At 67.8% G+C, this 24,254-nt stretch carries 19 protein-coding genes; 14 read left to right on the top strand and 5 right to left on the bottom strand.

Annotated features, from left to right (window positions below):
• Window positions 1–730 precede the first annotated feature (730 nt).
• From N0B71_RS19645 to N0B71_RS19590, 12 genes are all read left to right on the top strand, one after another.
• Window positions 731–1,954 carry an SfnB family sulfur acquisition oxidoreductase gene (locus N0B71_RS19645; RefSeq protein ID WP_259754383.1) on the top strand — a complete coding sequence of 408 codons (1,224 nt, stop codon included), beginning with the start codon at window positions 731–733 and terminating at the stop codon, window positions 1,952–1,954.
• 151 nt (window positions 1,955–2,105) lie between these two features.
• The gene (locus N0B71_RS19640) at window positions 2,106–3,476 is read left to right on the top strand and encodes an LLM class flavin-dependent oxidoreductase (RefSeq protein WP_259754381.1); all 1,371 of its coding nucleotides are present in this window, start codon (window positions 2,106–2,108) and stop codon (window positions 3,474–3,476) included.
• A complete protein-coding gene (locus tag N0B71_RS19635) occupies window positions 3,476–4,141 on the top strand; it encodes a methionine ABC transporter permease (protein WP_151186665.1) in 666 nt (221 codons plus the stop codon). Before N0B71_RS19640 ends, N0B71_RS19635 begins: the two co-directional genes overlap by 1 nt.
• A 128-nt stretch (window positions 4,142–4,269) precedes the next feature.
• Window positions 4,270–5,040 carry a MetQ/NlpA family ABC transporter substrate-binding protein gene (locus N0B71_RS19630; protein ID WP_243804850.1) on the top strand — a complete coding sequence of 257 codons (771 nt, stop codon included), beginning with the start codon at window positions 4,270–4,272 and terminating at the stop codon, window positions 5,038–5,040.
• Between the two features lie 137 nt (window positions 5,041–5,177).
• Entirely contained in the window at window positions 5,178–6,413 is a 1,236-nt protein-coding gene (locus N0B71_RS19625; protein WP_259754379.1) for an SfnB family sulfur acquisition oxidoreductase, read from the top strand.
• A gap of 9 nt (window positions 6,414–6,422) precedes the next feature.
• Window positions 6,423–7,640, top strand: coding sequence for an SfnB family sulfur acquisition oxidoreductase (locus tag N0B71_RS19620; RefSeq protein ID WP_259754378.1), 1,218 nt, complete (start codon window positions 6,423–6,425; stop codon window positions 7,638–7,640).
• 295 nt (window positions 7,641–7,935) lie between these two features.
• Window positions 7,936–9,333, top strand: a complete 1,398-nt coding sequence (locus N0B71_RS19615) for an LLM class flavin-dependent oxidoreductase (RefSeq protein ID WP_259754377.1) — start codon at window positions 7,936–7,938, stop codon at window positions 9,331–9,333.
• Window positions 9,334–9,353: 20 nt separating this feature from the next.
• Window positions 9,354–10,151 (top strand): MetQ/NlpA family ABC transporter substrate-binding protein, encoded by a 798-nt coding sequence (locus tag N0B71_RS19610; RefSeq protein ID WP_259754376.1) that lies wholly within the window; start codon window positions 9,354–9,356, stop codon window positions 10,149–10,151.
• A 206-nt stretch (window positions 10,152–10,357) separates the two neighbouring features.
• Window positions 10,358–11,419, top strand: a complete 1,062-nt coding sequence (locus tag N0B71_RS19605) for a methionine ABC transporter ATP-binding protein (protein WP_259754375.1) — start codon at window positions 10,358–10,360, stop codon at window positions 11,417–11,419.
• Window positions 11,382–12,056 carry a methionine ABC transporter permease gene (locus N0B71_RS19600; RefSeq protein WP_259754373.1) on the top strand — a complete coding sequence of 225 codons (675 nt, stop codon included), beginning with the start codon at window positions 11,382–11,384 and terminating at the stop codon, window positions 12,054–12,056. The genes N0B71_RS19605 and N0B71_RS19600 overlap by 38 nt, the downstream gene beginning before the upstream one ends.
• Window positions 12,057–12,216: 160 nt before the next feature.
• Window positions 12,217–12,726, top strand: a complete 510-nt coding sequence (locus tag N0B71_RS19595) for a hypothetical protein (RefSeq protein WP_259754371.1) — start codon at window positions 12,217–12,219, stop codon at window positions 12,724–12,726.
• A 38-nt stretch (window positions 12,727–12,764) separates the two neighbouring features.
• Entirely contained in the window at window positions 12,765–13,118 is a 354-nt protein-coding gene (locus tag N0B71_RS19590) for a VOC family protein (RefSeq protein WP_259754370.1), read from the top strand.
• 80 nt (window positions 13,119–13,198) lie between these two features.
• Here N0B71_RS19590 and N0B71_RS19585 read toward each other — a convergent pair whose 3' ends face one another.
• Window positions 13,199–14,020 (bottom strand): alpha/beta fold hydrolase, encoded by an 822-nt coding sequence (locus N0B71_RS19585; protein WP_259754369.1) that lies wholly within the window; start codon window positions 14,018–14,020, stop codon window positions 13,199–13,201.
• Between the two features lie 139 nt (window positions 14,021–14,159).
• Window positions 14,160–15,059: a LysR family transcriptional regulator gene (locus N0B71_RS19580; RefSeq protein ID WP_259754367.1), complete on the bottom strand. Its 900-nt coding sequence runs from the start codon at window positions 15,057–15,059 to the stop codon at window positions 14,160–14,162.
• Between the two features lie 117 nt (window positions 15,060–15,176).
• On the opposite strand from N0B71_RS19580, the gene N0B71_RS19575 reads away from it, so the two are divergent.
• Window positions 15,177–16,169, top strand: a complete 993-nt coding sequence (locus N0B71_RS19575; protein WP_259754366.1) for an aldo/keto reductase — start codon at window positions 15,177–15,179, stop codon at window positions 16,167–16,169.
• A 67-nt stretch (window positions 16,170–16,236) separates the two neighbouring features.
• Window positions 16,237–16,704 carry a thermonuclease family protein gene (locus N0B71_RS19570; protein ID WP_259754365.1) on the top strand — a complete coding sequence of 156 codons (468 nt, stop codon included), beginning with the start codon at window positions 16,237–16,239 and terminating at the stop codon, window positions 16,702–16,704.
• A gap of 1 nt (window position 16,705) precedes the next feature.
• Here N0B71_RS19570 and N0B71_RS19565 read toward each other — a convergent pair whose 3' ends face one another.
• The 3 genes from N0B71_RS19565 to N0B71_RS19555 all read right to left on the bottom strand — a co-directional run bounded on the left by N0B71_RS19565 (window position 16,706) and on the right by N0B71_RS19555 (window position 24,245).
• Window positions 16,706–17,512, bottom strand: coding sequence for a substrate-binding periplasmic protein (locus tag N0B71_RS19565; RefSeq protein WP_259754364.1), 807 nt, complete (start codon window positions 17,510–17,512; stop codon window positions 16,706–16,708).
• 95 nt (window positions 17,513–17,607) lie between these two features.
• Window positions 17,608–20,325 carry a magnesium-translocating P-type ATPase gene (gene mgtA / locus N0B71_RS19560; protein ID WP_259754363.1) on the bottom strand — a complete coding sequence of 906 codons (2,718 nt, stop codon included), beginning with the start codon at window positions 20,323–20,325 and terminating at the stop codon, window positions 17,608–17,610.
• A gap of 254 nt (window positions 20,326–20,579) precedes the next feature.
• The gene (locus N0B71_RS19555; RefSeq protein WP_259759624.1) at window positions 20,580–24,245 is read right to left on the bottom strand and encodes a translocation/assembly module TamB domain-containing protein; all 3,666 of its coding nucleotides are present in this window, start codon (window positions 24,243–24,245) and stop codon (window positions 20,580–20,582) included.
• Window positions 24,246–24,254 lie beyond the last annotated feature (9 nt).

Genomic DNA, 24,254 nt, shown 5'->3' with positions numbered 1-24,254 from the left:
GATCGGGTGTTTCTGCGCCGCTTCGGCGTGCGCGAGGGCTCTGTGTTTCGCCCCCTCGGGCGAGTCCCTTTTGGCAAACGCCCCAAAAGGAACCAAAAGGTCTTGCCCCGGACATCCGGTTTTTCGCTTAGGCGAAAAATACCCTCGTTCCAGCGAAGTTTCAGGGGTACGCGTCGAAGGGCCATCCCTGGCCCATCGCCGCTCTCGCGACATCCCTGTCGCTCAACCCCTGAAACTCCGCTTCCACTCGGCCTCCTGAACGGGGCATTCGGCGCGTGCGGACATTTCTCTGGAAGTCTCTAAGAGCCAAAGCCAAGCCAAAGCCGGATCGGTTGGGCTCTTCGTAGGAGCGAGCTTGCTCGCGAACCCGCCCAGCTCGGCGCCTCCCTGTAGGAGCAGAAACGGGTTATTTGCCTGCCTCGACGGCGGAAACGCTGGCGCGCCCTGCAGTGCAATTGATGGGTATCGCTGCGCTCCACGCCATCCTACGTTGGGGCTTCCCGGGGCTTCCCTGTGGAGGCGCTCCTGCACGGCCAATCGCTGCTAAAGCACTGTTGCCCCAGCAACACCCACCCAACACTTTGCTGTCCGCCCAGCGCCTCAACTGTTGGACTAAAAACACAAGTAGTTGATTTAAAAGGAAATTAATTTCCGGCACAGCTTGTGCAATGACCTGATCAGACAGACCCGAACGCCGGGTCGATTCATCTGCCGAGGTCGCTGTACTGCCATGCCCCAACTCCCCGAATCCGCCCATTACGACATCCGCGAACCCAACGCGCAGCGCATCGGCTCCGACGCCGAAGCCCTCTCGGTCGCTCACAAGGTCGCCGCCTTCCTGCTCGAAGGCGCCGCCGAGCGCGACCGCAACCGCGAGGTCCCGCCGGAGGTCGTCGAGGTCTACTCCAACAGCGGCCTGTGGGGCATCACCGTGCCCCGCGAGTTCGGCGGCGCCGAAGTGTCCTACGCTACCCTCGCCGAGGTCATCGCGATCATTTCCGCTGCCGACCCGTCGCTGGGGCAGATTCCGCAGAACCACTACTGCCTGCTGGAAGACATCCGCCTGCAAGGCACCGACGAGCAGAAGCGCTTCTTCTTCGACCTCGCGCTCAAGGGCAACCGCTTCGCCAACGCGCTGTCGGAGACCGGCGGCAAGAACGTCCAGGACATCCAGACCCGCCTGCGCCACGACGGCGACAGCGTGGTCATCGACGGCCGCAAGGGGTACTGCACCGGCTCGCTGTACGCCCACTGGATCGGCGTGCTGGGCCTCGACGAGCAGAACAACGCCCAGCTCGCCTTCGTCCCGCGCGGCACGCCGGGCCTCGTCATCGTCGACGACTGGGCCAGTATCGGCCAGCGCACCACCTCCAGCGGCACCGTCCTGGTGGAAGGCCTGCGCGTGCCGGCGTTCAACGTCTTCCCCACGCACCGTTCCTACGACGTGCCGACCCTGGCCGGCCCGTTCGCGCAGATCACCACCGCCGCCATCGACGCCGGCATCGCCCGCGCGGCGCTGCGCGACACCATCGCCTTCGTCCGCGAACAGGCGCGCCCGTGGATCGACGCCGGCGTGGAGAAAGCCAGCGAAGACCCGCTCACCATCATCCAGGTCGGTGAACTGGGCATCCGCATCGAGGCCGCCGACGCCCTGCTGGAGCGCGCCGGCAAGGTGATGGATGCCGCCCGCCCGGCACCGGACGAAGACAGCGTCGCCCGCGCCTCGGTCGCCGTGGCCAAGGCCAAGGTGCTGACCACCGAGGTCGCCATCGACGCCACGAACAAGCTGTTCGAGCTGGGCGGCACCCGCTCCACCCTCGCCCGCCATGCCTTCGACCGCCACTGGCGCAACGCCCGCGTGCACACCCTGCACGACCCGGTGCGCTGGAAGTACCACCTGGTCGGCAACTGGTTGCTGAACGATAAGCGTCCGCCGCGCCACGACTGGAACTGAAAACGGTGAATACGCCTGCTGCGCGAACCGATAGCTGCGTTGGGCGGTGCTCGCTCCTCGCCTATCAAACTCGATATGTCTCGTCGCTGCGCTCCGTCCGCCTTGCTCTCGGATCGCTCGCGACGGCCTATTCACCGTTTTGGTACCCGCTATGAAAGAGATCCGCCTCAACGCCTTCGCCATGAACTGCGTCGGCCACCTGTCGCCCGGCCTCTGGCGCCACCCGCGCGACCAGCAGGCCGCGCGCTACACCGACATCCACTACTGGATCGAGCTGGCGAAGACCCTCGAACGCGGCAAGATCGACGGGTTGTTCCTGGCCGACGTGCTGGGCGTCTATGACGTCTACCACGGCAACGCCGACGCCGCGCTGCGCGCCGGCGCGCAGGTGCCGGCCAACGACCCGTTGCAGATCGTCCCTGCCATGGCCGCGGCCACGGAACACCTGGGTTTCGGCATCACCGCCTCGGTGTCCTTCGAGCACCCGTTCCCCTTCGCCCGGCGCATCTCCACGCTGGACCACCTGACCCGTGGCCGCGCCGGCTGGAACATCGTCACCTCCTACCTGAACAGCGGCGCGCGCAACCTGGGCCTGAAGCAGCAGCTCAACCACCAGCAGCGCTATGCCCTGGCCGAGGAATACCTGGAGGTCTGCTACAAGCTCTGGGAAGCCAGCTGGGATGACGACGCGGTGGTCGCCGACCGCGCCAGCGGCGTCTACGCCGACCCGCGCAAGGTGCACCCCATCCAGCACAAGGGCGAGCACTTCGAAGTGCCCGGCTTCCACCTCAGCCAGCCCTCGCCGCAGCGCACCCCGGTGCTCTACCAGGCCGGCGCGTCGAGCCGCGGCAAGGCATTCGCCGCCGGCAATGCCGAATGCGTGTTCGTGGCTGCGCCGACCAGACGCATCCTCCGCGACCAGGTCGCCGACCTGCGCCGCCTCGCCGTGGAAGCCGGCCGCCAGGCCAGCGACGTGCTGGTGCTGAACCAGCTCACGGTGATCGTCGCGCCGACCGACGCCGAGGCCCTGGCCAAGCTGGAGGACTACCGCCAGTACAGCGACCGCGAGGGCGCCCTGGCGCTGGTGTCCGGCTGGACCGGCATCGACTTCGGCCAGTACGCGCCGGACCAGGTGTTGCGCCACGTACAGAGCGACGCCATCCAGTCCGCGGTGGATGCCTTCAGCGCCGCCGACCCGGAGCGCCAGTGGACCGCCGCCGAAATCGCCGACTACTGCGCCCTGGGTGGCGACGGCCCGCTGCTGGTGGGCTCGCCGCAGACCGTGGCGGACCAGCTGCAGGCCTGGGTCGAGGAAACCGACGTCGACGGCTTCAACCTCTCCAGCCTGGTGGCACCGGAAACCTTCGTCGACATCGTCGACCTGCTGGTGCCCGAGTTGCAGGCACGCGGGCTGTTCAAGCGCGAGTACGAGCAGGGCACCCTGCGCCACAAGCTGTTCGGCCAGGGCGACCGCCTGCGCGCGCCGCACCGCGCGGCGAAGCTCCGCAGGAGTGAGCAGTGATGGACGGCTGGTTCCGCAACCTCGACTGGCACGACCTCGCCCAGGCCTGCCTGGACACCCTCGCCATGCTCGGCGGCGCACTGGCCTTCACCGTGCTGCTGGGCCTGCCGCTGGGCGTGCTGCTGTACCTCACCGGCAAGCGCCAGCTGCATGCCCGCCCCGGCCTGTACCGCGCGCTGTCGGTGGTGGTGAACATGCTGCGCTCGCTGCCGTTCATCATCCTGCTGATCGTGCTGATCCCGGTCACCACGCTGATCACCGGCACCTCGCTGGGCGTCGCCGGTGCCATTCCACCGCTGGTGGTGGGCTGCACGCCGTTCTTCGCGCGGCTGGTGGAAACCGCCCTGCGCGAGGTCGACCGCGGCCTGGTGGAAGCCACCCAGGCGATGGGCGCCAGCACCTGGCAGATCATCTGGCACACCCTGCTGCCCGAAGCGCGCACCGGGCTGATCGCCGCCGTGACCGTCACCGCCATCGTGCTGGTGGACTACACCGCGATGTCCGGCGTGATCGGCGGCGGCGGCCTGGGCGACCTGGCCATCCGCTTCGGTTACCAGCGCTTCCAGACCGACGTGATGATCATCACCGTCGCCCTGCTGATCCTGCTGGTGCAGGCGTTGCAGATGAGCGGCGACCGCCTCGTCGCGCGCTACACGAGGCGCTGAATTCCCCGCCCACTCCCCGCCCGGGAGCGGCACTTGCGATCCAGCCGCCGGCAGCCGGCCCCGCTGCCAACAAGGCCCCACGTCCACCCCACGACGGCCCACCCACTACTGTTCAAGGAGCAACACCCATGAAAAAGGCCATCGCCATCCTGGCAGCCGTCGTCGCCTTCTCCGCTCACGCGGGGGAAAAACTCGTGGTCGGCGCCACCCCGGTGCCCCACGCCGAGATCCTCGAGTTCGTCAAACCGGAACTGGCCAAGGAAGGCGTCGACCTGGACATCAAGGTCTTCACCGACTTCATCCAGCCCAACCTGCAGCTCGCGCAGAAGAACCTCGACGCCAACTACTACCAGTACCGCCCCTTCCTCGATGACTTCAACAAGACCCGCCACACCGACCTGGTACCGGTGGTGGGCATCCACATCGAGCCATTCGGCGCCTACTCCACCAAGTACAAGTCCCTCGCCGAGCTGCCCGACGGCGCCAGCGTGGCCATCCCCAACGACCCGGTGAACACCGGCCGCGCACTGGTGCTGCTGGCCGAGAACGGCCTGATCAAGCTCAAGGACCCGACCAACCCGCAGTCCACCGAGCGCGACATCACCGACAACCCCAAGCACCTGAAGATCCGTGAACTGGAAGGCGCCCTGCTGGCGCGCGCGGTGAAGCAGGTGGACCTGGCGTTCGTCTTCGCCAACTACGCGCTGGAAGCCGGGATCGACATCAAGAGCGCGCTGATCGTGGAGAAAGGCAAGGACCTCTACGCCGAGTTCCTCGTCGCCCGCCCGGACAATATCCAGGACCCGGGCATCCAGAAGCTGGCCAAGGCGCTGAATTCGCCGGAAGTCCGCCAGTTCATCCTGACCCGCTACAAGGGCGAAATCGCCCCGGCGTTCTAAGCGCCGTGCATGACCTGTAGGAGCGAGCTTGCTCGCGAGCCTTTCGCTCCGCAGCGCAGTTCGTTCGCGAGCAAGCTCGCTCCTACAAAGAGCTCCCCAGGAAAGGAATTCCCTGCTCCACAACCACAGGAAACCGCATGACCTACGAATCCGCACCCAAGGACCTTCGTGACCAGGCGCCCCGGCTACTCCCGGCGCGCCGCATCGACAACGACGCCCAGGCCATCGACGCCGCCCACGAAGTGGCCCGCCTGGCGAAACCCGGCGCCGCCGCCCGCGACCGCGAGCGCGCCCTGCCCTGGCGCGAGCTGGAGCACTTCACCGCCCTCGGCCTGGGCGGCATCAGCATTCCCCGCGCCTACGGCGGCGCGCAGGTCTCCTACGCCACCGTGGCCGAAGTCTTCCGCGTGATCTGCACCGCCGACCCGGCGCTGGGGCAGATTCCGCAGAACCAGTTCGGCCTGCTCAACGTGATCGACAACATCGCCAGCGACGCGCAGAAGCGCGTGCTGTTCGGCGGCGTGCTGAACGGTCGGCGCATCGGCAATGCCGGCCCCGAACGCAACACCCGCAACACCCTCGAACTCAAGGCGCGACTGGTTCGCGACGGCGAGAACTTCCGCGTCAGCGGCGAGAAGTTCTATTCCACCGGTGCGCTCTTCGCCCACTGGGTCGCGGTGAAGGCCATCGACGAGGAAGGCCGCGCCGTCATGGGCTTCGTCGAGCGCGGCGTAGAAGGCCTGCGCATCGTCGACGACTGGTCCGGCTTCGGCCAGCGCACCACCGCCAGCGGCACGGTGCTGCTGGACAACGCCCCGGTTTCCGGTTCCCTGGTGATCCACAACGGCCGGCTCGCCGATGTGCCGAACGTCCAGGGCGCCGTCTCGCAACTGATCCAGGCCGCCATCGATGCCGGCATCGCGGCGAACGCCCTGGAAGACGCCATCGACTTCATCCGCACGCGCACCCGCCCCTTCATCGACGCGAACGTCGAGCACGCCAGCGAAGAACATTTCACCATCGCCGAAATCGGCCGCCTGCAGGTCGAACTGCACGCCGCCGAGGCGCTGCTGGAGCGCGCCGGCCATGTGCTCGACGAGGTCAGCGCGCGGCCCATCGACGACGAGTCCGCCGCCCGCGCGTCCATCGCCGTGGCCGAGGCCAAGGTGCTGACCACCGAGATCAGCCTGGCCGCCAGCGAGAAGCTCTTCGAGCTGGCTGGCAGCCGCGCCACCCTCGCCGAATTCAACCTCGACCGCCACTGGCGCAACGCCCGCGTGCACACCCTGCATGACCCGGTGCGCTGGAAGGTCCAGGCGGTTGGCGCCTATCACCTCAACGGCGCCCGCCCGGCGCGTCATTCCTGGATCTGAGGAGCGCCGATGAACAGCCTCGTACAATCTCCCCTGCAACAGAGCAGCCCCATCCACATCATCCGCAGCGACGACGAAGCCCTGGACGTCGCCCGCGCCCTGGCCGCCGACTTCCGTGAAGGCGCCATCGCCCGCGACCGTGAACGTCGCCTGCCCTGGGACGAACTGGAACGCTTCAGCCGCTCCGGCCTGTGGGGCATCACCGTGCCCCGCGAGTACGGCGGCGCCGGGGTTTCCCGCGTCACGGTGGCCCGCGTGATCGCGATCATCTCCGCCGCGGATGGCTCGCTGGGGCAGATTCCGCAGAACCATTTCTACGCCGTCGAACTGCTGCGGGTGAATGGCAGCGAAGAGCAGCGGGCCCGCCTGTTCGCCGAGGTGCTGGCCGGCGTGCGCTTCGGCAATGCGCTGGCGGAAATCGGCACGCGCACCGCCCACGACCGCACCACGCGCCTCACGCGCGAAGGCGGCGAGCTGCGCATTCACGGCCGCAAGTTCTACTGCACTGGCGCGCTCTACGCGCAGCGCATTCCCACCCTGGTCATCGATGACGAGGGCCTTCATCAGTTCGCCTTCATCGCCCGCGACACCCAGGGCGTGGAAGTGATCGACGACTGGTCCGGCTTCGGCCAGCGCACCACCGGCAGCGGCAGCGTGGTATTCGATGGCGCGCCCGTGAGCGAGGACGACATCGTGCCGTTCCAGAGCGCGTTCGAGCGCCCGACCACCGTCGGTCCCTTCGCGCAGATCCTGCACGCCGCCATCGATGCCGGCATCGCCCGTGGCGCCTATGAGGATGCGCTGGTGTTCCTGCGCGAGAAGGCGCGGCCGTGGATCGATTCGGGCGTGGACAAGGCCAGCGACGACCCGCTGGCGATCAACGAAATCGGCCGCCTGGCGATCCGCCTGCACGCCGCCGAAGCGCTGCTGGATCGCTCGGGCCGCGTGCTCGATGCAGCCACCGCCGAGCCCAATGCCGAGAGCGTCGCCGCCGCCTCCATCGCCGTGGCCGAGGCGCGGGCGATCACCACCGAAGTCTCGCTGCTGGCGGGCTCCAAGCTGATCGAACTGGGCGGCAGCCGCGCCAGCCTCGCCGAGCTGGGCCTGGACCGCCACTGGCGCAACGCCCGCGTGCACACCCTGCACGACCCGGCGCGCTGGAAGTACTTCGCGGTGGGCAACTACTACCTCAACGACCAACTGCCGCCGCGCCGGGGGACGATCTGATGCCCCGCGCCTTGCGCCCACAAGAATCCCTCACCCTAACCCTCTCCCAAAGGGAGAGGGGACCGTTCGATGCAGGGAGAAACCACAGCATCAGCCGGCACGGCCTGCCCCCTCTCCCTCCGGGAGAGGGCTGGGGTGAGGGGAAAACGCTCGCTCCAGTCGTCCTCGAAATCAGCATCGTAGGGCGCATAACGCCCCCGGCGTTATCCGCCATGGCGGTAAACAACCCGTTCCGGGTGATTCGCCCTACGGCTGCCGCAGAGCCCTTACCGAGCCGCCCTCGCAAGGACTTCCCATGACCCAGAAGCAGATCCTCCTCAACGCCTTCAGCATGAACTGCGTCGGCCACATCAACCACGGCCTGTGGACCCACCCCCGCGACCGCTCCAGCGAGTTCAACAAACTCAGCCACTGGACCGACCTCGCCCGCCTGCTGGAGAAGGGCCTGTTCGACGGCCTGTTCCTCGCCGACATCCTCGGCGCCTACGACGTCTACCAGAACGGCATCGAGCTGACCGCTAAGGAAGCCATCCAGCTGCCGGTTAACGATCCGCTGATGCTGGTCTCGGCCATGGCCGGCGCCACGCAGCACCTGGGCTTCGGCGTGACCGCCAACCTCACCTACGAGGCGCCCTACCCGTTCGCCCGCCGGCTGTCGACGCTGGACCACCTGAGCGACGGCCGGGTCGGCTGGAACATCGTCACCGGTTACCTGGAAAGCACCGCTCGCGCCATGGGCCAGGAGCGGCAGATCGACCACGACCGCCGCTACGACCGCGCCGACGAGTACCTGGAGGTGCTCTACAAACTCTGGGAAGGCAGCTGGGAAGACGACGCCGTGGTCGTCGACCGCCAGCGCCGCGTCTACGCCCAGCCGGGCAAGGTGCACAAGGTCCGCCACCACGGCGAGTTCTTCGACGTCGAGGGTTACCACCTCAGCCAGCCATCGCCGCAACGCACGCCGTTGCTGTTCCAGGCCGGCGCGTCCAATCGCGGGCTGGCCTTCGCCGCACGCCACGCCGAGTGCGTGTTCGTCTCGGCGCAGAGCCGCGAAGCCACCCGCGTGCTGGTGGACCGCATCCGCCAGGCAGCCGTGGATGCCGGTCGCCGCGCGGACGACATCAAGGTGTTCATGGGCATCAACGTCATCGTCGCGCCGACCGACGCCGAGGCCCGCGACAAGCTCGCCGAATACCGCCGCTTCGCCAGCGCCGAGGCAGGCCTTGCGCACTTCGCCAGCACCACCGGCATCGACTTCTCGCGCTACGCGCTGGACGAGCCGATCCGCTACGAGAAGACCAACGCCATCGAGTCCGCCACCAAGGCACTGACCGTCGCCCGCACCGACGCCACCGTGCGCCAGCTGCTGGAGCAGTTCACCCTCGGCGGCCGCTACACCACGCTGGTGGGCGACCCCGTGCAGGTGGCCGATGAGCTGCTGGGCTGGACCAACGAGGCGGGCCTCGACGGTTTCAACCTCACCCGCACCGTGGAGCCGGAAAGCTACGCCGACTTCATCGACCTCGTGGTACCGGAACTGCAGAACCGCGGTGCCTACAAGACGGCCTACGCCGACGGCACCCTGCGGGAAAAACTCTTCGGCGCCGGCCGCGCCCGACTGCCCGCACGGCACGTCGGCGCGAGCTTCCGCCAGGCAACCGCCACTGGAGCGACTCCAGCCTTCTCCGTTTAAACCCATAAGGATTCGTTGCCATGCATGCACGCTTCAAGCTTACCCTCGGCCTCTCCCTGAGCCTCCTCGCCGCCGGCCTCGCCCAGGCGGCCGATACCCTGCGCCTGGGCACCACCGCCGCCTTCGCCCCACCGCTGGAAGTGGCGGTGAAGGAAGCCGCCCAGCAGGGCCTGAAGGTCGAACTGGTGGAGTTCACCGACTGGAACGCGCCGAACATCACCCTCGACCACGGCGACATCGACGCCAACTACTTCCAGCACACGCCCTTCCTGGAGAACGCCAACCGCGAGGGCGGCCTGCACCTGAAGGCCTTCGCGCCGGGGATCATCAACAACGTCGGCCTGTACTCGACCAAGTACAAGGCCATCGCCGACCTGCCCGACGGCGCCAAGGTCGCCATCGCCAATGACCCGATCAATGGCGGCCGCGGCCTGCAGCTGCTGCAGAAGGCCGGGCTGCTCAAGCTCAAGGATGGCGTGGGCTACAAGGCGACCCTGGACGACATCGTGGCCAACCCCAAGCACATCCAGATCATCGAGCTGGAAGCGGTCCAGCTGGTGCGCGCGCTGGACGACGTCGACCTGGCCCAGGGCTACCCGCACTACATCCGCCTGGCCGGGACCATCGACCCGAACAGCGCGCTGCTGTTCGACGGCATCGAGAACAAGGAGTACGTCATCCAGTTCGTGACCCGTGACGACTTCAAGGACCCGGACGGTCGGCTGAAGAAATTCGTCGATCTCTACCAGCATTCGCCCCAGGTCCGCGCCGCGCTGGACAAGGCCCACGGCTCGCTCTACCAGCCGGGCTGGAATTGACCCTGCAGGAGCGAGCTTGCTCGCGAACCAATCCGCGCTGCGGGGGCCGTTCGCGAGCAAGCTCGCTCCTACGAAGAGCATCTCGCCCGAAATCGCCGGCCAAAAGCCAATACCCCCGAACACACCGAACCAGTCCCCTCTCCTTCAGGGAGAGGGCTAGGGAGAGGGAAACAGCCCCGCTCCGAACTTGAGAACAGGCTCCCACCATGGTCAGCTTCAATCGCAATCTCGAACTCGCCACCCAGCACATCGCCCTGCGCGGGCTGGGCAAGACCTACGCCGGCCACCACGGCCCGGTGGAGGCACTGAGCGACATCGAACTCTCCGTCCGCCGTGGCGAAGTGTTCGGCATCATCGGCCGCAGCGGCGCCGGCAAGAGCTCGCTGATCCGCACCCTCAACCGCCTGGAACAACCCAGCGTCGGCCAGGTGCTGATCGACGGCGAAGATATCGGCGCCTTCGACGCCCAGCAACTGGTCGGCCTGCGCCGCCGCGTCGGCATGATCTTCCAGCACTTCAACCTGATGTCGGCCAAGACCGTGGCGCAGAACATCGCCCTGCCCCTGCGCGTGGCCGGCGTGCCCAAGGCGCGCATCGCCGAGCGGGTGGATGAGCTGCTCGAACTGGTCGGCCTGACCGAGAAGCGCCATGCCTACCCGGCGCAACTCTCCGGCGGGCAGAAGCAGCGCGTCGGCATCGCCCGCGCCCTGGTGCACCAGCCGGAAATCCTGCTCTGCGACGAAGCCACCTCGGCGCTGGACCCGGAGAGCACCCAGGCCATCCTCGCGCTGCTGCGCGACATCAACCGCCGCCTGGGCCTGACCATCGTGCTGATCACCCACGAGATGGCGGTGATCCGCGAAATCTGTGACCGCGTGGTGGTGCTCGAGCGCGGGCGTATCGTCGAGCAGGGCGATGTCTGGGAAGTCTTCGGCAACCCGCAGCACGAGGTCAGCCGCACCCTCCTCGGCTCGCTGCAACAGCACCTGCCGCCGGACCTGCTGGCGCGCCTGGAGCATCCTTCGGCCGACGAAGTCATCCTCGACCTGCACTACACCGGCGTACGCGAGCAGGAGCCGGACCTGCTGGCCATCGCCCAGGCGCTGGGCAGCCGCGTCAGCCTGCTGCACGGCGGCATCGAGCGCATCCAGGGCCGCGCCCTGGGCCGCCTGCTGCTGAGCGTCGCCGCGCCTGCCGCCAGCGCCCCGCAACTGCTCGAACGCGCCCGCGATGTCGCCGACCGCCTGGAGGTGCTCACCCATGCCTGATCGCCTGCTGCAAGGCCTGCTCGACACCCTGCTGATGATCGGCGCGTCCTCGGCCATCGTCTTCCTGGTGGGCATCCCGCTGGCCCTGGTGCTGGTCACCACCGGCCCTGGCGGGATCTTCCAGGCGCGCCTGGTCAACCAGAGCCTGGGCAGCGTGGTCAACGTGCTGCGCTCGATCCCGTTCCTGATCCTGATGGTCGCGCTGATCCCCTTCACCCGGCTGATCGTCGGCACCAGCTACGGCGTCTGGGCGGCGGTGGTGCCGCTGACCATCGCCGCCACGCCGTTCTTCGCGCGCATCGCCGAAGTCAGCCTGCGCGAGGTCGACCACGGGTTGATCGAAGCGGCGCAGGCCATGGGCTGCCAGCCGCGGCACATCATCTGGAACGTGCTGCTGCCCGAAGCGCGGCCGGGCATCGTCGCCGGCTTCACCATCACCCTGGTGACCATGATCAACTCCTCGGCCATGGCCGGCGCCATCGGTGCCGGCGGCCTGGGCGACCTGGCCTACCGCTACGGCTACCAGCGCTTCGACACCCAGGTGATGCTCACGGTGATCATCCTGCTGGTAGCCCTGGTGACGCTGATCCAGTTCGGCGGCGACCGCCTCGCGCGCTGGCTCAACAAGCGCCTGTGACGTTCGTCGGCTGAGCCGGGCACAGCCCTTCTACCCGGCGGGTTGCGTCTACCCTGACAACACACCCGCCCCTCCGTGCTCCGGCACAGCTCGTGGATGCGTGGCGCCCCTGTTCACGAAAAGCGTCCACGGACGAGTGTCCGCTCGCGAGGTGCTGGTCATGGCCAATCCGCTTTCCACCCTGGGTATCGTGCATACCGCCATCAGCCTGGTGCCGCTGGTCGCCGGGTTGTGGGCGTTCTACCAGGCGGGTCGCATCGACCCGCGCAGCCCCGCCGGGCGCTGGTACATCGTCGGGATGATCCTCGGCGTACTGACGGCCTTCGGCCTGTCCAGCACCGGCGGCTTCAATGCCGGGCACGCCATCGGCATCCTCTGCCTGCTGGCCCTCGCGGTCGGCAGCTACGCACAGCGCATCGGCGCCCTGGGTGGCCTGCGGGAATACCTGGAGACCGCGGCGATGAGCTTCAGCTTCTTCCTGATGATGATTCCCACGCTCAACGAATCCCTGTCGCGCCTGCCGCCGTCGAACCCCATCGGCCACGGGCCGGACTCGCCACCGGTGCAGATGGCGGTGATGGTCGCGCTGCTGGTACTGGTGATCGGCGTGCTTTACCAGTTCTACCGCATCCACCGCCGGCGGATGCCGCCGGCACGCCCGGCGCACTGAGCGTCTATGCTGGCGGACTCCAGCCAAGGAGTTCAGCCATGACCGTCCGCCGCATCGTCGCCAACCTAGCTACCGGCAAGCCCGCCGACGTCGCGCGTTTCTACCGCGAGCTGTTCGATCTGGAGGTGGTGATGGACCACGGCTGGCTGATCACCCTCGCCAGCGCCGACAGTGCGCCCGCACAGATAAGCCTGGCCAGCGAAGGCGGCTCGGGAGCGCCGGTGCCGGACCTGTCCATCGAAGTGGACAATCTCGACGAGGTACACGAGCGCGCCCTCGCGGCCGGCCACGAAATTCCCTATGCGCTGACCCTAGAGCCCTGGGGCGTGCGGCGCTTCTTCGTGTGTGATCCGTTGGGGACGCTGGTGAACGTGCTCCAGCACGTCCATTGAAGAGAGAGTTCACGAGCAAGCTCGCCCCTACAGGAAGAGCACCCAGGCACCTGTAGGAGCGAGCTTGCTCGCGAACGGCTTCAGCGGTTGAGGAACCCCAGCAGGTCCTCGTTCACCTGGTCGGCCATGGTGGTGCACATGCCGTGCGAACCGCCCTTGTAGACCTTCAGCTCGCCCTTCTGCACCAGCTCCACCGAGCGCTGGCCGGCAGCACCGATGGGCACGATCTGGTCGTCGTCGCCATGGAGGATCAGCGCCGGCACGTCGATCTTCTTCAGGTCCTCGGTGTAGTCCACCTCGGAGAACTCGCGGATGCACAGGTACAGGCCCAGGTGCCCGCCCATCATGCCCTGCAGCCAGAAGTTGTCGATCACCCCCTGGGACGCCTTCACACCCGGCCGGTTGTAGCCATAGAACGGCAGCGCCAGGTCCTTGAAGAACTGCGAGCGGTCTTCCTTCACCCCCTTGCGGATGCCATCGAACACGTCGATCGGCAGGCCGCCGGGGTTGGCCGCGGTCTTGAGCATCAGCGGCGGCACCGCACCGATCAGCACGGCGCCGGAAAGCCGCTTGGTACCATGGCGGCCAATGTAGTGCGCCACCTCGCCACCGCCGGTGGAGTGGCCCACCAGCGTGGCGCCCTTCAGATCCAGCGCGTCGATCACCGCCGCCAGGTCGTCGGCGTAGGTGTCCATGTCATTGCCCTTCGCCGGCTGGCCCGAACGACCATGGCCGCGGCGGTCATGGGCGATGACCCGGTAGCCCTTCTGCACCAGGAACAGCATCTGCGCGTCCCAGGCATCGGCATTCAACGGCCAGCCGTGGGAGAACACCACCGGCTGCCCGCTGCCCCAATCCTTGTAGAAGATCTCGGTGCCATCTTTTGCTTTGACGATGCTCATTTGGGTCGTTTCCTTCAGGGAATGGTTGAAAAGAAACGCCGCAACTCCAGCGACTGCGCAGCGCTCTACGGCGGGCTTGAGCATAGCCAGCGCATTGACCCAGGCAGGCAAATCCCGCAGCTTTCCGACGAGCGCGAGCTCAATCGATGCCGGCTTCGAACAGCTCCCCGAGCCAGTCGGAGAACACCCGCAGGCGCCGCGACATCTGCCGGCGCACCGGGTACAGGACGCTGACCGGCAGTGGCGGCGGCTGCCAGGCGCGCAGCACTTCCACCAGTTCGCCGCTGGCCAGCCCCTCGTTCAGGTGATAGCGCGGCGCCTGGATCAGGCCGAAGCCCGCGCGACAGGCGGCAATGTAGGCGTCGGCATGATTCACCGTGACCCGGCTGGGCAGCCGCTGGGTGCGCAGGTGGCCGTCGAAGCGGAACTCCAGGTCGAAGATGCGCCCGCTGGAGGCCGACTGGTAGTTCACCGCCAGGTGCCCTTCGAGCCGATCCGGGTGCTCGGGCAGGCCGAACGCTTCGACGTAGGCGCGACTCACGCAGGTCAGTTGCTCCAGCTCGGCGATGCGCCGGCCCACCAGGCTGGAATCGGGCAACTCGCCGGCGCGCAGCACGCAGTCCACGCCTTCGCGCACCAGGTCCACCTGGCGGTCGTTCAGGCTCAGCTCCAGCTCGATCTGCGGGTAGCGCCGGCAGAACGCCGGCAGCGCCGGGATCACCACCAGCCGCCCCAGCGAGCTGGGCAGGTCCACCCGCAGCTTGCCGCGCGGGTTGTCGGGCGAGTCGGAGAAGCAGTTTTCCGCGTCCTCCAGGTCCTCCAGCAGGCGCACGCAGCGCTCGTAGTAGGCCTGGCCGTCGGCGGTGACGCTGACCTGCCGCGTGGTGCGGCGCAGCAACTGGACACCCAGGTGCGTCTCCAGTTGCTGGATCAGCTGGGTCACGCTGGCGCGGGGCAATTGCAGGCTGTCCGCCGCCTTGCCGAAGGCCTTGAGTTCCACGATGCGGGTGTAGACCTGCATGGCCTGCAAGCGGTCCATGGCGCACTCCGATTATTCATCCAGGCTGAATAGTTAAACCGCAAACAGCCAGTTTATCCATGCCGAACAAACAACAAGAATGGTCCTGCCCCCTTTTTTCCCCTCGGAGCATTCGCTATGAAGACTCGTCGCCTTGGCCAGCAAGGCCCTGTCGTCTCCGCCATCGGCCTCGGCTGCATGGGCATGTCCGACTTCTACACCACCGGCAGCGATGAGGCAGAATCCATCGCCACCCTGCACCGTGCACTGGAGCTGGGCGTGACGCTGCTCGACACCGCCGATATCTATGGCCCGCACACCAACGAGGAACTGCTCGGCCGCGCCCTGAAGGGCAAGCGCGAGCAGGTCTTCCTCGCCACCAAGTTCGGCATCGTGCGCACACCCGAGCAACCCCAGGCGCGTGGCGCCAACGGGCGTCCGGAATACGTCCGCCAGGCCGTGGAAGGCAGCCTGAAACGCCTGGGCACGGACCACATCGACCTGTACTACCAGCACCGGGTTGACCCCGACGTGCCCATCGAGGACACCGTCGGCGCCATGGCCGAGCTGGTGCGGGCCGGCAAGGTGCGCTACCTCGGCCTCAGCGAAGCCTCGGCGCAGACGCTGGAGCGCGCGCACAAGGTCCACCCGATCACCGCGCTGCAAAGCGAATACTCGCTGTGGACCCGCGACCCGGAAGAGAACGGCGTACTGGACGCGTGCGCGCGCCTGGGTGTCGGCTTCGTCCCCTACAGCCCGCTGGGCCGCGGCTTCCTCACCGGTGCACTGAAGAGCCCGGATGATTTCGCCGAGGACGACTACCGTCGCTCCAGCCCGCGCTTCACCGGCGACAACTTCGCAAAGAACCTGCGCCTGGTCGAAAAGGTCGCCGAACTGGCAGCCGCCCGCGGCGTGAAGCCGTCGCAACTGGCACTGGCCTGGGTGCTGGCCCAGGGCGAGCACCTGGTGCCGATCCCCGGCACCAAGCAGCGCAAATACCTGGAAGAGAACGTCGCCGCCGTGGACCTCGTGCTGACTCCGGCGGAGCTGCTGGAGCTCGACGCGATCTTCCCCAGCGGCGCGGCTGCCGGCGGGCGTTACGGCGAGCAGGTGATGTCGCTGATCCAGTAAAAGCTGCAGATCGGAACGCCGGTGGACAGCCGCAGCGGTTATGCTGACAGGGTCCACCGGAGGTTCCATGCCATTCGTTCGTGCCGCACTGCTCGTGCTCTTCGTCCTTCCCCTCGCCGCCCAAGCGGATGAGGAATGCCAGGTGACCGCCGTCTTCAGCGGCGACCAGCTGACCTGCCAGCGCGCCGACGGCCGCGACGTGACCATTCACCTGCGCGGCGTCAGCGCCCCGGCACTGGAACACCCCTTCGGCCAGCGCTCCCGCGCGGCCCTGGTGCAGCTCGCGCTGGGCAAGAGCGCCACCCTCAAGCACGCCGAGCCGCTGCCCGACGGCAGCCTGCGCGCGGCGGTGTGGGTCACGCCGGCGGAGTGCCCGAACTGCGGTCATACCCTGGATATCGGCCGGGCGCAGCTAAGCATCGGCCTGGCGAGCTGGCGGCAGAGCGACGCGCAGACGCCGGAGGAAGTCGGCCAGTACCAGTTCGAGGAACATGAAGCCAAGGCGCGCCGCACCAACCTCTGGCGCTCGCCCTGATTCAGTTGCTCACGTAGTGCTGCAGGATGCGCCGGTCCTCGCCCGCGTCCACCAGCGTCTTCAGCGTCTGCGCGTAGCGGCGGACGAAGCCCTCGTCCTGGGTGCGCTTGCTGAAGGCGACTTCCGCCGACTCCGCCGAGACCACCACGCCGGTGGGCTCGATGCGCTTGGCCAGGCCCAACTGCTGCAACTCGTACCGGCCGCTGTGCTCGTCGGCGATGATGCCGTCGATGCGACCCTTGTCGACCATGTGCCAGAGGTTGGTCCGGCTGGGGTTGAAGAACACCCGCGCCGCATAGTCGGGGTCGGCCATCAGCTGGCGATAGGGTTCGCCGTAGGACACGTCGATCTGCGCGCCCAGGCGGAAGTCGCGGCCCGGCAGGTCGGAGAGCTGCCGCAGGCTGTCCCGCTCGGGCAACCCGTGGCGGACGAAGAGGATGTTGCGCGAGGGCGGCAAGACGGCGCCGGAAAACCAGGCATAGACCTCGCGCTCGGGCTTGCGGAAGGCGCCGGGCAGCACGTCGAGACGGCCCAGTTCCAGCTCCTTGAGCGCCCGCGCCCAGGGCAGCTTGACCAGGCGCACCTGACAGCCCAGGCGCTCGAGCACGGTGCGACTCAAATCGACGTAGAGACCGCCGACGCTGCCGTCGGGCAACTGCATGCTGAAGGGCGGATCGTCATCCCAGCGCAGGGTCTTCTCGCAGGCGGCCAACGGCACGCTGGCCAGTGCCAGCCCCAGGATGACCAGGCGCTTGAGACGGGCACGCGGGAACAACGGCAGGCGAAGGGCTTGCAACGGCAAGATCACGACTCACGACAGGAGAAGACGGATGCCGTGAGTGTAGTGAACCCGACGCCCGCGTGACCAGCGGTGATCGGGTTCGCACGTTGGTTCCGCGTCGTCTACTGCCAGCCATAGCGGCGGGCGAACCAGCCCTTCACCGCCTGCGTCAGCGCCATGTAGCCCAGCAGGATCGCCAGCAGCCACGGCCAGTAGCCCAGCGGCAGGGCCTGCAGGCGGAACGAATGCGCCAGCGGCCCCATGGGCAGGAAGATCGCTACCGCGATGATCGCCAGGGTCATGCCCAGCAGCGGCCACGCAGCGCGGCTCTGCAGGAAGGGAATGCGCCGGGTGCGGATCATGTGCACCACCAGCAGCTGCGAGATCAAGCCTTCGACGAACCAGCCGGACTGGAACAGCGTCTGGTGTTCCGGCGAGTTGGCGCCGAACGCGTGCCACAGCACGAGGAAGGTGGCGATGTCGAAGATCGAGCTGATCGGCCCGAAGAACACCATGAACCGCCCCAGCCCGTCCGGATTCCACTGCTGCGGCTTGCGCAGCAGTTCATCGTCGACGTGGTCGAAGGGAATGGCGATCTGCGACAGGTCGTAGAGCAGGTTCTGCACCAGCAGTTGCAGCGGCAGCATCGGCAGGAACGGGATGAAGGCGCTGGCCACCAGCACGCTGAACACGTTGCCGAAGTTGGAGCTGGCGGTCATGCGGATGTACTTGAGCATGTTGGCGAAGGTACGGCGCCCCTCGACCACGCCCTCCTCCAGGACCATCAGGCTCTTTTCCAGGAGGATCAGGTCGGCCGCTTCCTTGGCGATGTCCACCGCCGAGTCCACCGAGATGCCGATGTCGGCGGTGCGCAGCGCCGGCGCGTCGTTGATGCCGTCGCCGAGGAAGCCGACCACATGGCCGCGCTCGCGCAGCACGCGCACCAGGCGCTCCTTGTGGCTGGGGGTGAGCTTGGCGAACAGCGTAGTGCGTTCGGCCAGTTCCCCCAGCGCGGCATCGTCCAGCTCGTCGAGCTGCGGGCCGAGCAGCACGCCGTCCACCACCAGGCCCACGTCGCGGCAGACCTTCAGGCTCACCCGGTCGTTGTCGCCGGTGAGCACCTTCACCGCCACGCCGTTGTCCGCCAGCGCGCGCAGGGCCGGCGCGGTGGTTTCCTTGGGCGGGTCGAGGAAGGCGATGTAGCCGGCCAGGCACAGGCCGCTTTCGTCGGCTACGCCGTAGGTGTCACGGGTGGGCGGCAGCTCGCGCGTGGCCACGGCCACCACCCGCAGGCCTTCCTGGTTGAGCCCGTCGGCGACCGCGCGGATGCTCTCCAGGCGGGCACCGGTGAGCGGCTCGATGCCCTCGGCGGTCTCCACGGTGGCGCAGACCGCGAGCACCTCTTCCAGCGCGCCCTTGCAGATCAGCAGGTGGTTGTCCTCGCGCTCGCTGACGACCACCGACATGCGCCGGCGGGCGAAGTCGAAGGGAATCTCGTCGAGCTTGCGGAAGCGGCTGTCCACCTTCAGTGCGTGGCGCAGTTCGACGTGCTCCAGCACGGCGACGTCCAGCAGGTTCTTCAGCCCCGTCTGGTAGTGGCTGTTGAGGAAGGCCAGCTGCAGCACGCGGTCCTGCACCTGGCCAAAGGCGTCGGTGTGGCGTTCGAGGACGATGCGGTCCTGGGTCAGGGTGCCGGTCTTGTCGGTACAGAGGATGTCCATGGCGCCGAAGTTCTGGATGGCGTCCAGGCGCTTGACGATCACCTTGCGTCGGCTGAGCACCACCGCGCCCTTGGCCAGGGTCGAGGTGACGATCATCGGGAGCATCTCCGGGGTCAGGCCGACGGCAATGGACAGCGCGAACAGCGCGGCCTCCAGCCAGTCGCCCTTGGTGAAGCCGTTCAGCAGCAGGACCACCGGCGCCATCACCAGCATGAAGCGGATCAGCAGCCAGCTCACCCGATTCACCCCGGCCTGGAAGGCCGTGGGCGTGGGGTCGCTGGCAATCACCCGTTCGGCCAGGGAACCGAAATAGGTGCGCGTGCCGGTGCCGATCACCACCGCCAGGGCGGAGCCGCTGACCACCGTGGTGCCCATGAAACACAGGCTGTCGCGCTCCAGCGGATTGCCCTGGCGGGCGTCGCGCAACTGGGCGAACTTCTCCACCGGCAGGGATTCGCCGGTCAGCGCGGCCTGGCCGACGAACAGGTCCTTGGCGCTGAGCAGGCGCACGTCCGCCGGCACCATGTCGCCGGCCGACAGCCATAGCACATCGCCGGGCACCAGTTGACGGATCGGGACTTCCAGACGCAGCGCGGTGCCGTCGGCCTCGGCGCTGCGGAAGACCGTGGCGGTGTTGCTGACCATCGCCTTGAGCTTCTCGGCGGCGCGGTTGGAGCGTTTTTCCTGGATGAAGCGCAGCAGCGTGGAAATGCCCACCATGCTGCCGATCACCACCGCGGCCTCGACGTCCTCGGTGAACCAGGAGATGCCGGCCAGCACGCTGAGCAGCAGGTTGAAAGGGTTGCAGTAGCAGTACCACAGGTGCATCCAGGCGCCGATGGGGCGATCCTGGTCCACTTCGTTGAGCCCCTCGCGCTGGCGGCGCTCGCCCGCCTCGCTCTCGCTCAGGCCTTCGCGCCGGCTCTCCAGACGCTCCAGCACCGTGGTCGGCTCCAGCGCCGACCACTCCAGCAAGGCGGTCGTCAGCGCATTGGGCGCCTGCCGCCCGGCGGCGGAACCACGCAGCAGGTCGCGCGCGGCCAGCCGGCGCAATTGACGGGCCGGGAAGCCCTTGTTGATGAATTCGAGCAGGTGGGTCCTGATGAGATCCAGGCGCATGATGACTCCCCTTGTGCGCACAGCGTCCGGCGGCGGGGGGAGTCTGTGCCGGGTACCTTAAGGGGCCATGAAGGTAAGCGACGTGCCAGGGCAAGCCAGTCTTGCAGGGGTCGCAGGGCAGATAACCCGCTCAGGATTGCTCGCCCTGCGTCGAGACGCCCTGTGGGAGCGAGCTTGCTCGCGAACAGCACCGTGGCTGTCCACGCGCAAGGCAGGTCATGCGGTTCGCGAGCAGGCTCGCTCCTGCGAAAGCCTCAGAAGTCGCGCTTGTAGAAGATGTCCAGCGAACTGGCCAGGCCGCTCGCGGCCTCCAGGTAGACCTTCTTGCTCAGCAGGTAGCGCAGCGCGATGGTGTTGGCCGGCTCGAACACGCCCACCCCATAACGCAGGCTGAGACGCTCGGAGAGCTTGCCGCTGGCGACCACGCTGGTGCTGTTGCCGGTGCCTTCGGTATCCAGCTGGAAGTCCTGGATACCCAGGCGCTGGGCGACCTCGCCGGTCAGCGGTGCACTGCCGGCCAGGCCGAGCGCCAGCGCCGCCTCGCCGAGCATGTTGCTGTCCTCGCCGGTGGACATCGGCCGGCCCAGCACCAGGTAGGACAGCGCCTGTTGCTGGCTCATGGCGGGCTCGGAGAACACCTCGCTGCGCGGCTGCTCGGCATTGCCGGTCAGGCGCAGGCCCGCCACCACGTCATCCACCTTGCGGATCGCCTCGATATCCAGGAACGGCTGGTCGATGGGCCCGGCGAACAGCAGACGCGCGCGGCGGATCTCCAGCTTCTGCCCGTAGGCACGGTAGCGGCCGTTGTTCAGCCGCAGCTCGCCGCGGGTGTCCATGTTGTCGCCCACGTGCACCTGGCCGGCCAGTTCGGCGTTCAGGCCGAATCCGCTGAAGGTCAGCTTGTCGCTACCGACCTTGACGTCGATGTCCATGTTCAGCGCCAGCGCGCTCTTGGGCTCCTGCTTCGCCCCGACGATCACCGTGTCGTCGGAGACCTTGACCGTGGAGGGCGGCAGCTGGCGGATGGTGATGGCGCCACGCGGCACCTGCACCGTGCCGGCCACCGCCAGGCGCTCGGCAGCCATGGTGATGCTCAGGTCCGGCTCGACTTCGAGGTTGGCATAGGGCTCCACCGTGACGGGCAGGCGATTGCCGCGCAGCTTGACGTCGACGTCGAGCCCGCTGGCCCAGGCAATGCGCCCGGACAGGGTGCCGTTGCCGCGCTCGCCGGCCTTCCAGTCGCCGCTGAGATCGACCTGCTCGCCCGCGATACGCGCCGTCACCTGCAACTGCTCGAAGCGGGTCGGCAGGTCGCCGCCGGAAATCTCGCCGTCGCTCAGGCGCAGTTCGCCCTCCACCCGCGGCGCCATCAGGCCGCCGCTGATCTGCCCGCTGCCATTGAGGTGGCCCTTCAGGGTTTCCACCATGGGCGCAAACGGCCGTGCCACGGAGATGTCCAGGCCATTGAGGCTGAAGGTGCCGTTCACCGGCTTGTTCTTCGGCCGCGGGTCGAGTTGCACCTGGGCTTGCAGGCTGCCGAGCTTGTCGCCCTGGAACTGCAGGCTGGTATCGACACGGCGCGGGGTCAGGCGGCTTTCCAGCTGCAGGCGCTGGTACGGGAAATCGACCCACTCCTCCTGCTCCTTGATGCGCAGGGTGCCGTTGTTGGCGTTGACCAGGATGGAGCCATTGGGGCCGCTGGCGGGCAGGTCGAGCTGCACGTCGCCATCGAGCTTGCCCTTCCAGGCGAAGTCCTCCGGCATCCAGCGGGCCAGGCTGTCCAACGGGAACTCGCGCAGGTGCAGGCGCAGGCGCGGGTCCGGCAGCAGGCGCTGGTCCTCCATGCACAGGCTGGCGGGGCCGGAGGTCCAGCAATGGGCGCCCAGGTTGATCCGTCCATCCGCCAGTCGCTCCAGGCGCGCCGGCTGTTGCAGGCGCCAGTCCTGGCCGCCGCTCTGGATGCCGCCCTTGGCGAGGCGTCCGCGCCAATCCTTGCCGTTCCAAGTGCCGTCCAGGCCGAGGTCGAGCGCCACCGGTTTGCCTTGCAGGTTCACGGTGAGTTGCTGACGTTGCAGGTCGCCACTGCCATCGAGCTTGAGCACACCGAAATCGCTATCGCCACTGTGCAGGCCCTGGGCCGTCAGGTTCACCCGGCCACGCTGGGCGGCATCGAGGGACGCCGTCAGGTCCAGGGTGCGCAGGCCCTGGTCGGCGAAGGCGACGCGCTGCCCGGCGAGCGTGAGTTGCCCCTGGGGCGCTTGCAGCGTGCCCGCCAGATCGAGCCGGCCACTGACCTGGCCGAACAGCTGCGGCCAGAGCTGGCCCAGGCGATTGAGGGCGATGTCCAGGCGGCCGGACAGCCGCTGGTCCTGCGCGGCCTGGCCGCTGACGCGGTTGTCGCCCAGTTGCAGGGTAAGGCCGTCGACCTTCCAGGCCTGCCCCTGCGCCTGGGCATTCGCCTTGAACACGGCGGGCTGGCCGCGCAGGCGGCCCTGCAGGTCCAGGTGGGCGTCGAGGTTCACGACATCGCCCTTCAACGTACCCTGGCTGCGCAGCGGGCCGCCCAGGCGACCCGGCATCTCCGCCAGCCAGTAGGCCGGGTCGAAGTCGGACAGATCCAGGGCGGCATCCCAGCTCACCGCGTCGGCAAAGCCGACCTTCAGGTGCCCTTCCGCCTTGCCCTGCCCCGCCACCAGCTTCAACGAGGGCAGGAAGACTTCAGTGAGGTTGCCCGACACCGGGCTGGCCAGGGTGAAATCGCCGGCCGGGCCCTTGAAGGCGCCGTCGAAGTTGCCCAGGTAGGCACCGTCGCTGTAGCTCACCTCGGCCTTGAAGGTGTGCACGCTCACCGGCGGCTCGTCGATGGCCGGGTACAGGCGGCGCCAGGGGAAGTCCAGCCAGTCGAGCTGGGCGTTGGCGGCGAAGGCGTCCTTCCAGTCGAGGCGTCCGGTAACGGCCACGCGCTGGTCCTTGGCGGCGCTCAGGTCCAGCGCGGCGATGTCTGCGCCCTGCGCGTCCACGCGACCGCGCAGGCTCAGCGCCACCGGGCTTTGCTCGGCAGGCAGCACGGCGGCGCCGGCCAGTTGGTAGCCATCCTTGAGGTTGCCGTTGGCACTCAGGCGCAGCTGGTTCAGCGTGAGAGTGTCGGGCAACGAGGCGTCGGCCTTGAAGCCATCGGCGGTGAGAAGCGCGCTGGCCGGCAGGTTGTCCGCCAGCGGCTGCAGGTCGCCCTCCAGTTGGCCGTTCAGGTAACCGCTGCTCTGTGCCTGCAGCTTCAGATGGCCCATCAACTCGCCCTTGGCCTGCAGTTGCAGAGTCCAGGGCTTTTCACCCGGCGCGGGCAGGCCCAGGCTGCCTTCGGCCTCCAGCGGCCAGCCCTGCGTCGGTTTGAGCAAGCCCTTGAGCGACAGGTTAAGGCCGTCGCGGGCAAGCTTCACCGAATCGATGTGCAGGCCTTCGTGGTCCCAGTGCGCCGCCAACTCGGCGTCGCGCAGTTGTTCCTGCCCATCGAGCAGGAAGCGGCCGATGCGGATGTCACCCAGTTCCAGCGACAGCGGCAGGCTCAGATCGGGCAGTTCGATGGGGCCGGACGACTCGCTCGGCTCGCTGGGCGGCAGGGTCAGCAGCACCTCGTTGGCCACGACCCTGTGCAGGCACAGGCTCATGCGCAGCAGGCAGGCCGGCGACCAGTCGATCTGCGGCTGGTCGAGGACCAGGTGGGTGGCACCGTCGGTCCATTCCAGGCGCTTGGCGCTGAAGCCACCGGCAAGGCGGCCGTCGAAGGCGTCGACGCTCAGGCCCGGCACCCAGCCCAGCAGCGCGCGGCTGCCCGCCGCCGTGCCGAGCAAGGCGGCCAGGGTGAGCACCAGCAACAGGATCAGCCCGAGCAGGCTGCCCAGGCTCCAGCGCAGCGCGCGCATCCAGCCGGC

Origin of the sequence: Pseudomonas sp. GCEP-101, from assembly GCF_025133575.1 — a bacterium.
In the GTDB taxonomy this organism is placed as follows: domain Bacteria; phylum Pseudomonadota; class Gammaproteobacteria; order Pseudomonadales; family Pseudomonadaceae; genus Pseudomonas; species Pseudomonas nitroreducens_B.
Note: the sequence above shows the minus strand (reverse complement) of the source record. Positions and strands in the feature narration are given on the sequence as shown.

What these genes read in the sequence shown, in the direction of transcription:
- N0B71_RS19645 (WP_259754383.1), top strand. Translation starts at nt 731, where the DNA reads ATGCCCCAACTCCCCGAATCCGCCCATTACGACATCCGCGAACCCAAC.
- N0B71_RS19640 (WP_259754381.1), top strand. Translation starts at nt 2,106, where the DNA reads ATGAAAGAGATCCGCCTCAACGCCTTCGCCATGAACTGCGTCGGCCAC.
- N0B71_RS19635 (WP_151186665.1), top strand. Translation starts at nt 3,476, where the DNA reads ATGGACGGCTGGTTCCGCAACCTCGACTGGCACGACCTCGCCCAGGCC.
- N0B71_RS19630 (WP_243804850.1), top strand. Translation starts at nt 4,270, where the DNA reads ATGAAAAAGGCCATCGCCATCCTGGCAGCCGTCGTCGCCTTCTCCGCT.
- N0B71_RS19625 (WP_259754379.1), top strand. Translation starts at nt 5,178, where the DNA reads ATGACCTACGAATCCGCACCCAAGGACCTTCGTGACCAGGCGCCCCGG.
- N0B71_RS19620 (WP_259754378.1), top strand. Translation starts at nt 6,423, where the DNA reads ATGAACAGCCTCGTACAATCTCCCCTGCAACAGAGCAGCCCCATCCAC.
- N0B71_RS19615 (WP_259754377.1), top strand. Translation starts at nt 7,936, where the DNA reads ATGACCCAGAAGCAGATCCTCCTCAACGCCTTCAGCATGAACTGCGTC.
- N0B71_RS19610 (WP_259754376.1), top strand. Translation starts at nt 9,354, where the DNA reads ATGCATGCACGCTTCAAGCTTACCCTCGGCCTCTCCCTGAGCCTCCTC.
- N0B71_RS19605 (WP_259754375.1), top strand. Translation starts at nt 10,358, where the DNA reads ATGGTCAGCTTCAATCGCAATCTCGAACTCGCCACCCAGCACATCGCC.
- N0B71_RS19600 (WP_259754373.1), top strand. Translation starts at nt 11,382, where the DNA reads ATGTCGCCGACCGCCTGGAGGTGCTCACCCATGCCTGATCGCCTGCTG.
- N0B71_RS19595 (WP_259754371.1), top strand. Translation starts at nt 12,217, where the DNA reads ATGGCCAATCCGCTTTCCACCCTGGGTATCGTGCATACCGCCATCAGC.
- N0B71_RS19590 (WP_259754370.1), top strand. Translation starts at nt 12,765, where the DNA reads ATGACCGTCCGCCGCATCGTCGCCAACCTAGCTACCGGCAAGCCCGCC.
- N0B71_RS19585 (WP_259754369.1), bottom strand. Translation starts at nt 14,020, where the DNA reads ATGAGCATCGTCAAAGCAAAAGATGGCACCGAGATCTTCTACAAGGAT.
- N0B71_RS19580 (WP_259754367.1), bottom strand. Translation starts at nt 15,059, where the DNA reads ATGGACCGCTTGCAGGCCATGCAGGTCTACACCCGCATCGTGGAACTC.
- N0B71_RS19575 (WP_259754366.1), top strand. Translation starts at nt 15,177, where the DNA reads ATGAAGACTCGTCGCCTTGGCCAGCAAGGCCCTGTCGTCTCCGCCATC.
- N0B71_RS19570 (WP_259754365.1), top strand. Translation starts at nt 16,237, where the DNA reads ATGCCATTCGTTCGTGCCGCACTGCTCGTGCTCTTCGTCCTTCCCCTC.
- mgtA (WP_259754363.1), bottom strand. Translation starts at nt 20,325, where the DNA reads ATGCGCCTGGATCTCATCAGGACCCACCTGCTCGAATTCATCAACAAG.
- N0B71_RS19555 (WP_259759624.1), bottom strand. Translation starts at nt 24,245, where the DNA reads ATGCGCGCGCTGCGCTGGAGCCTGGGCAGCCTGCTCGGGCTGATCCTG.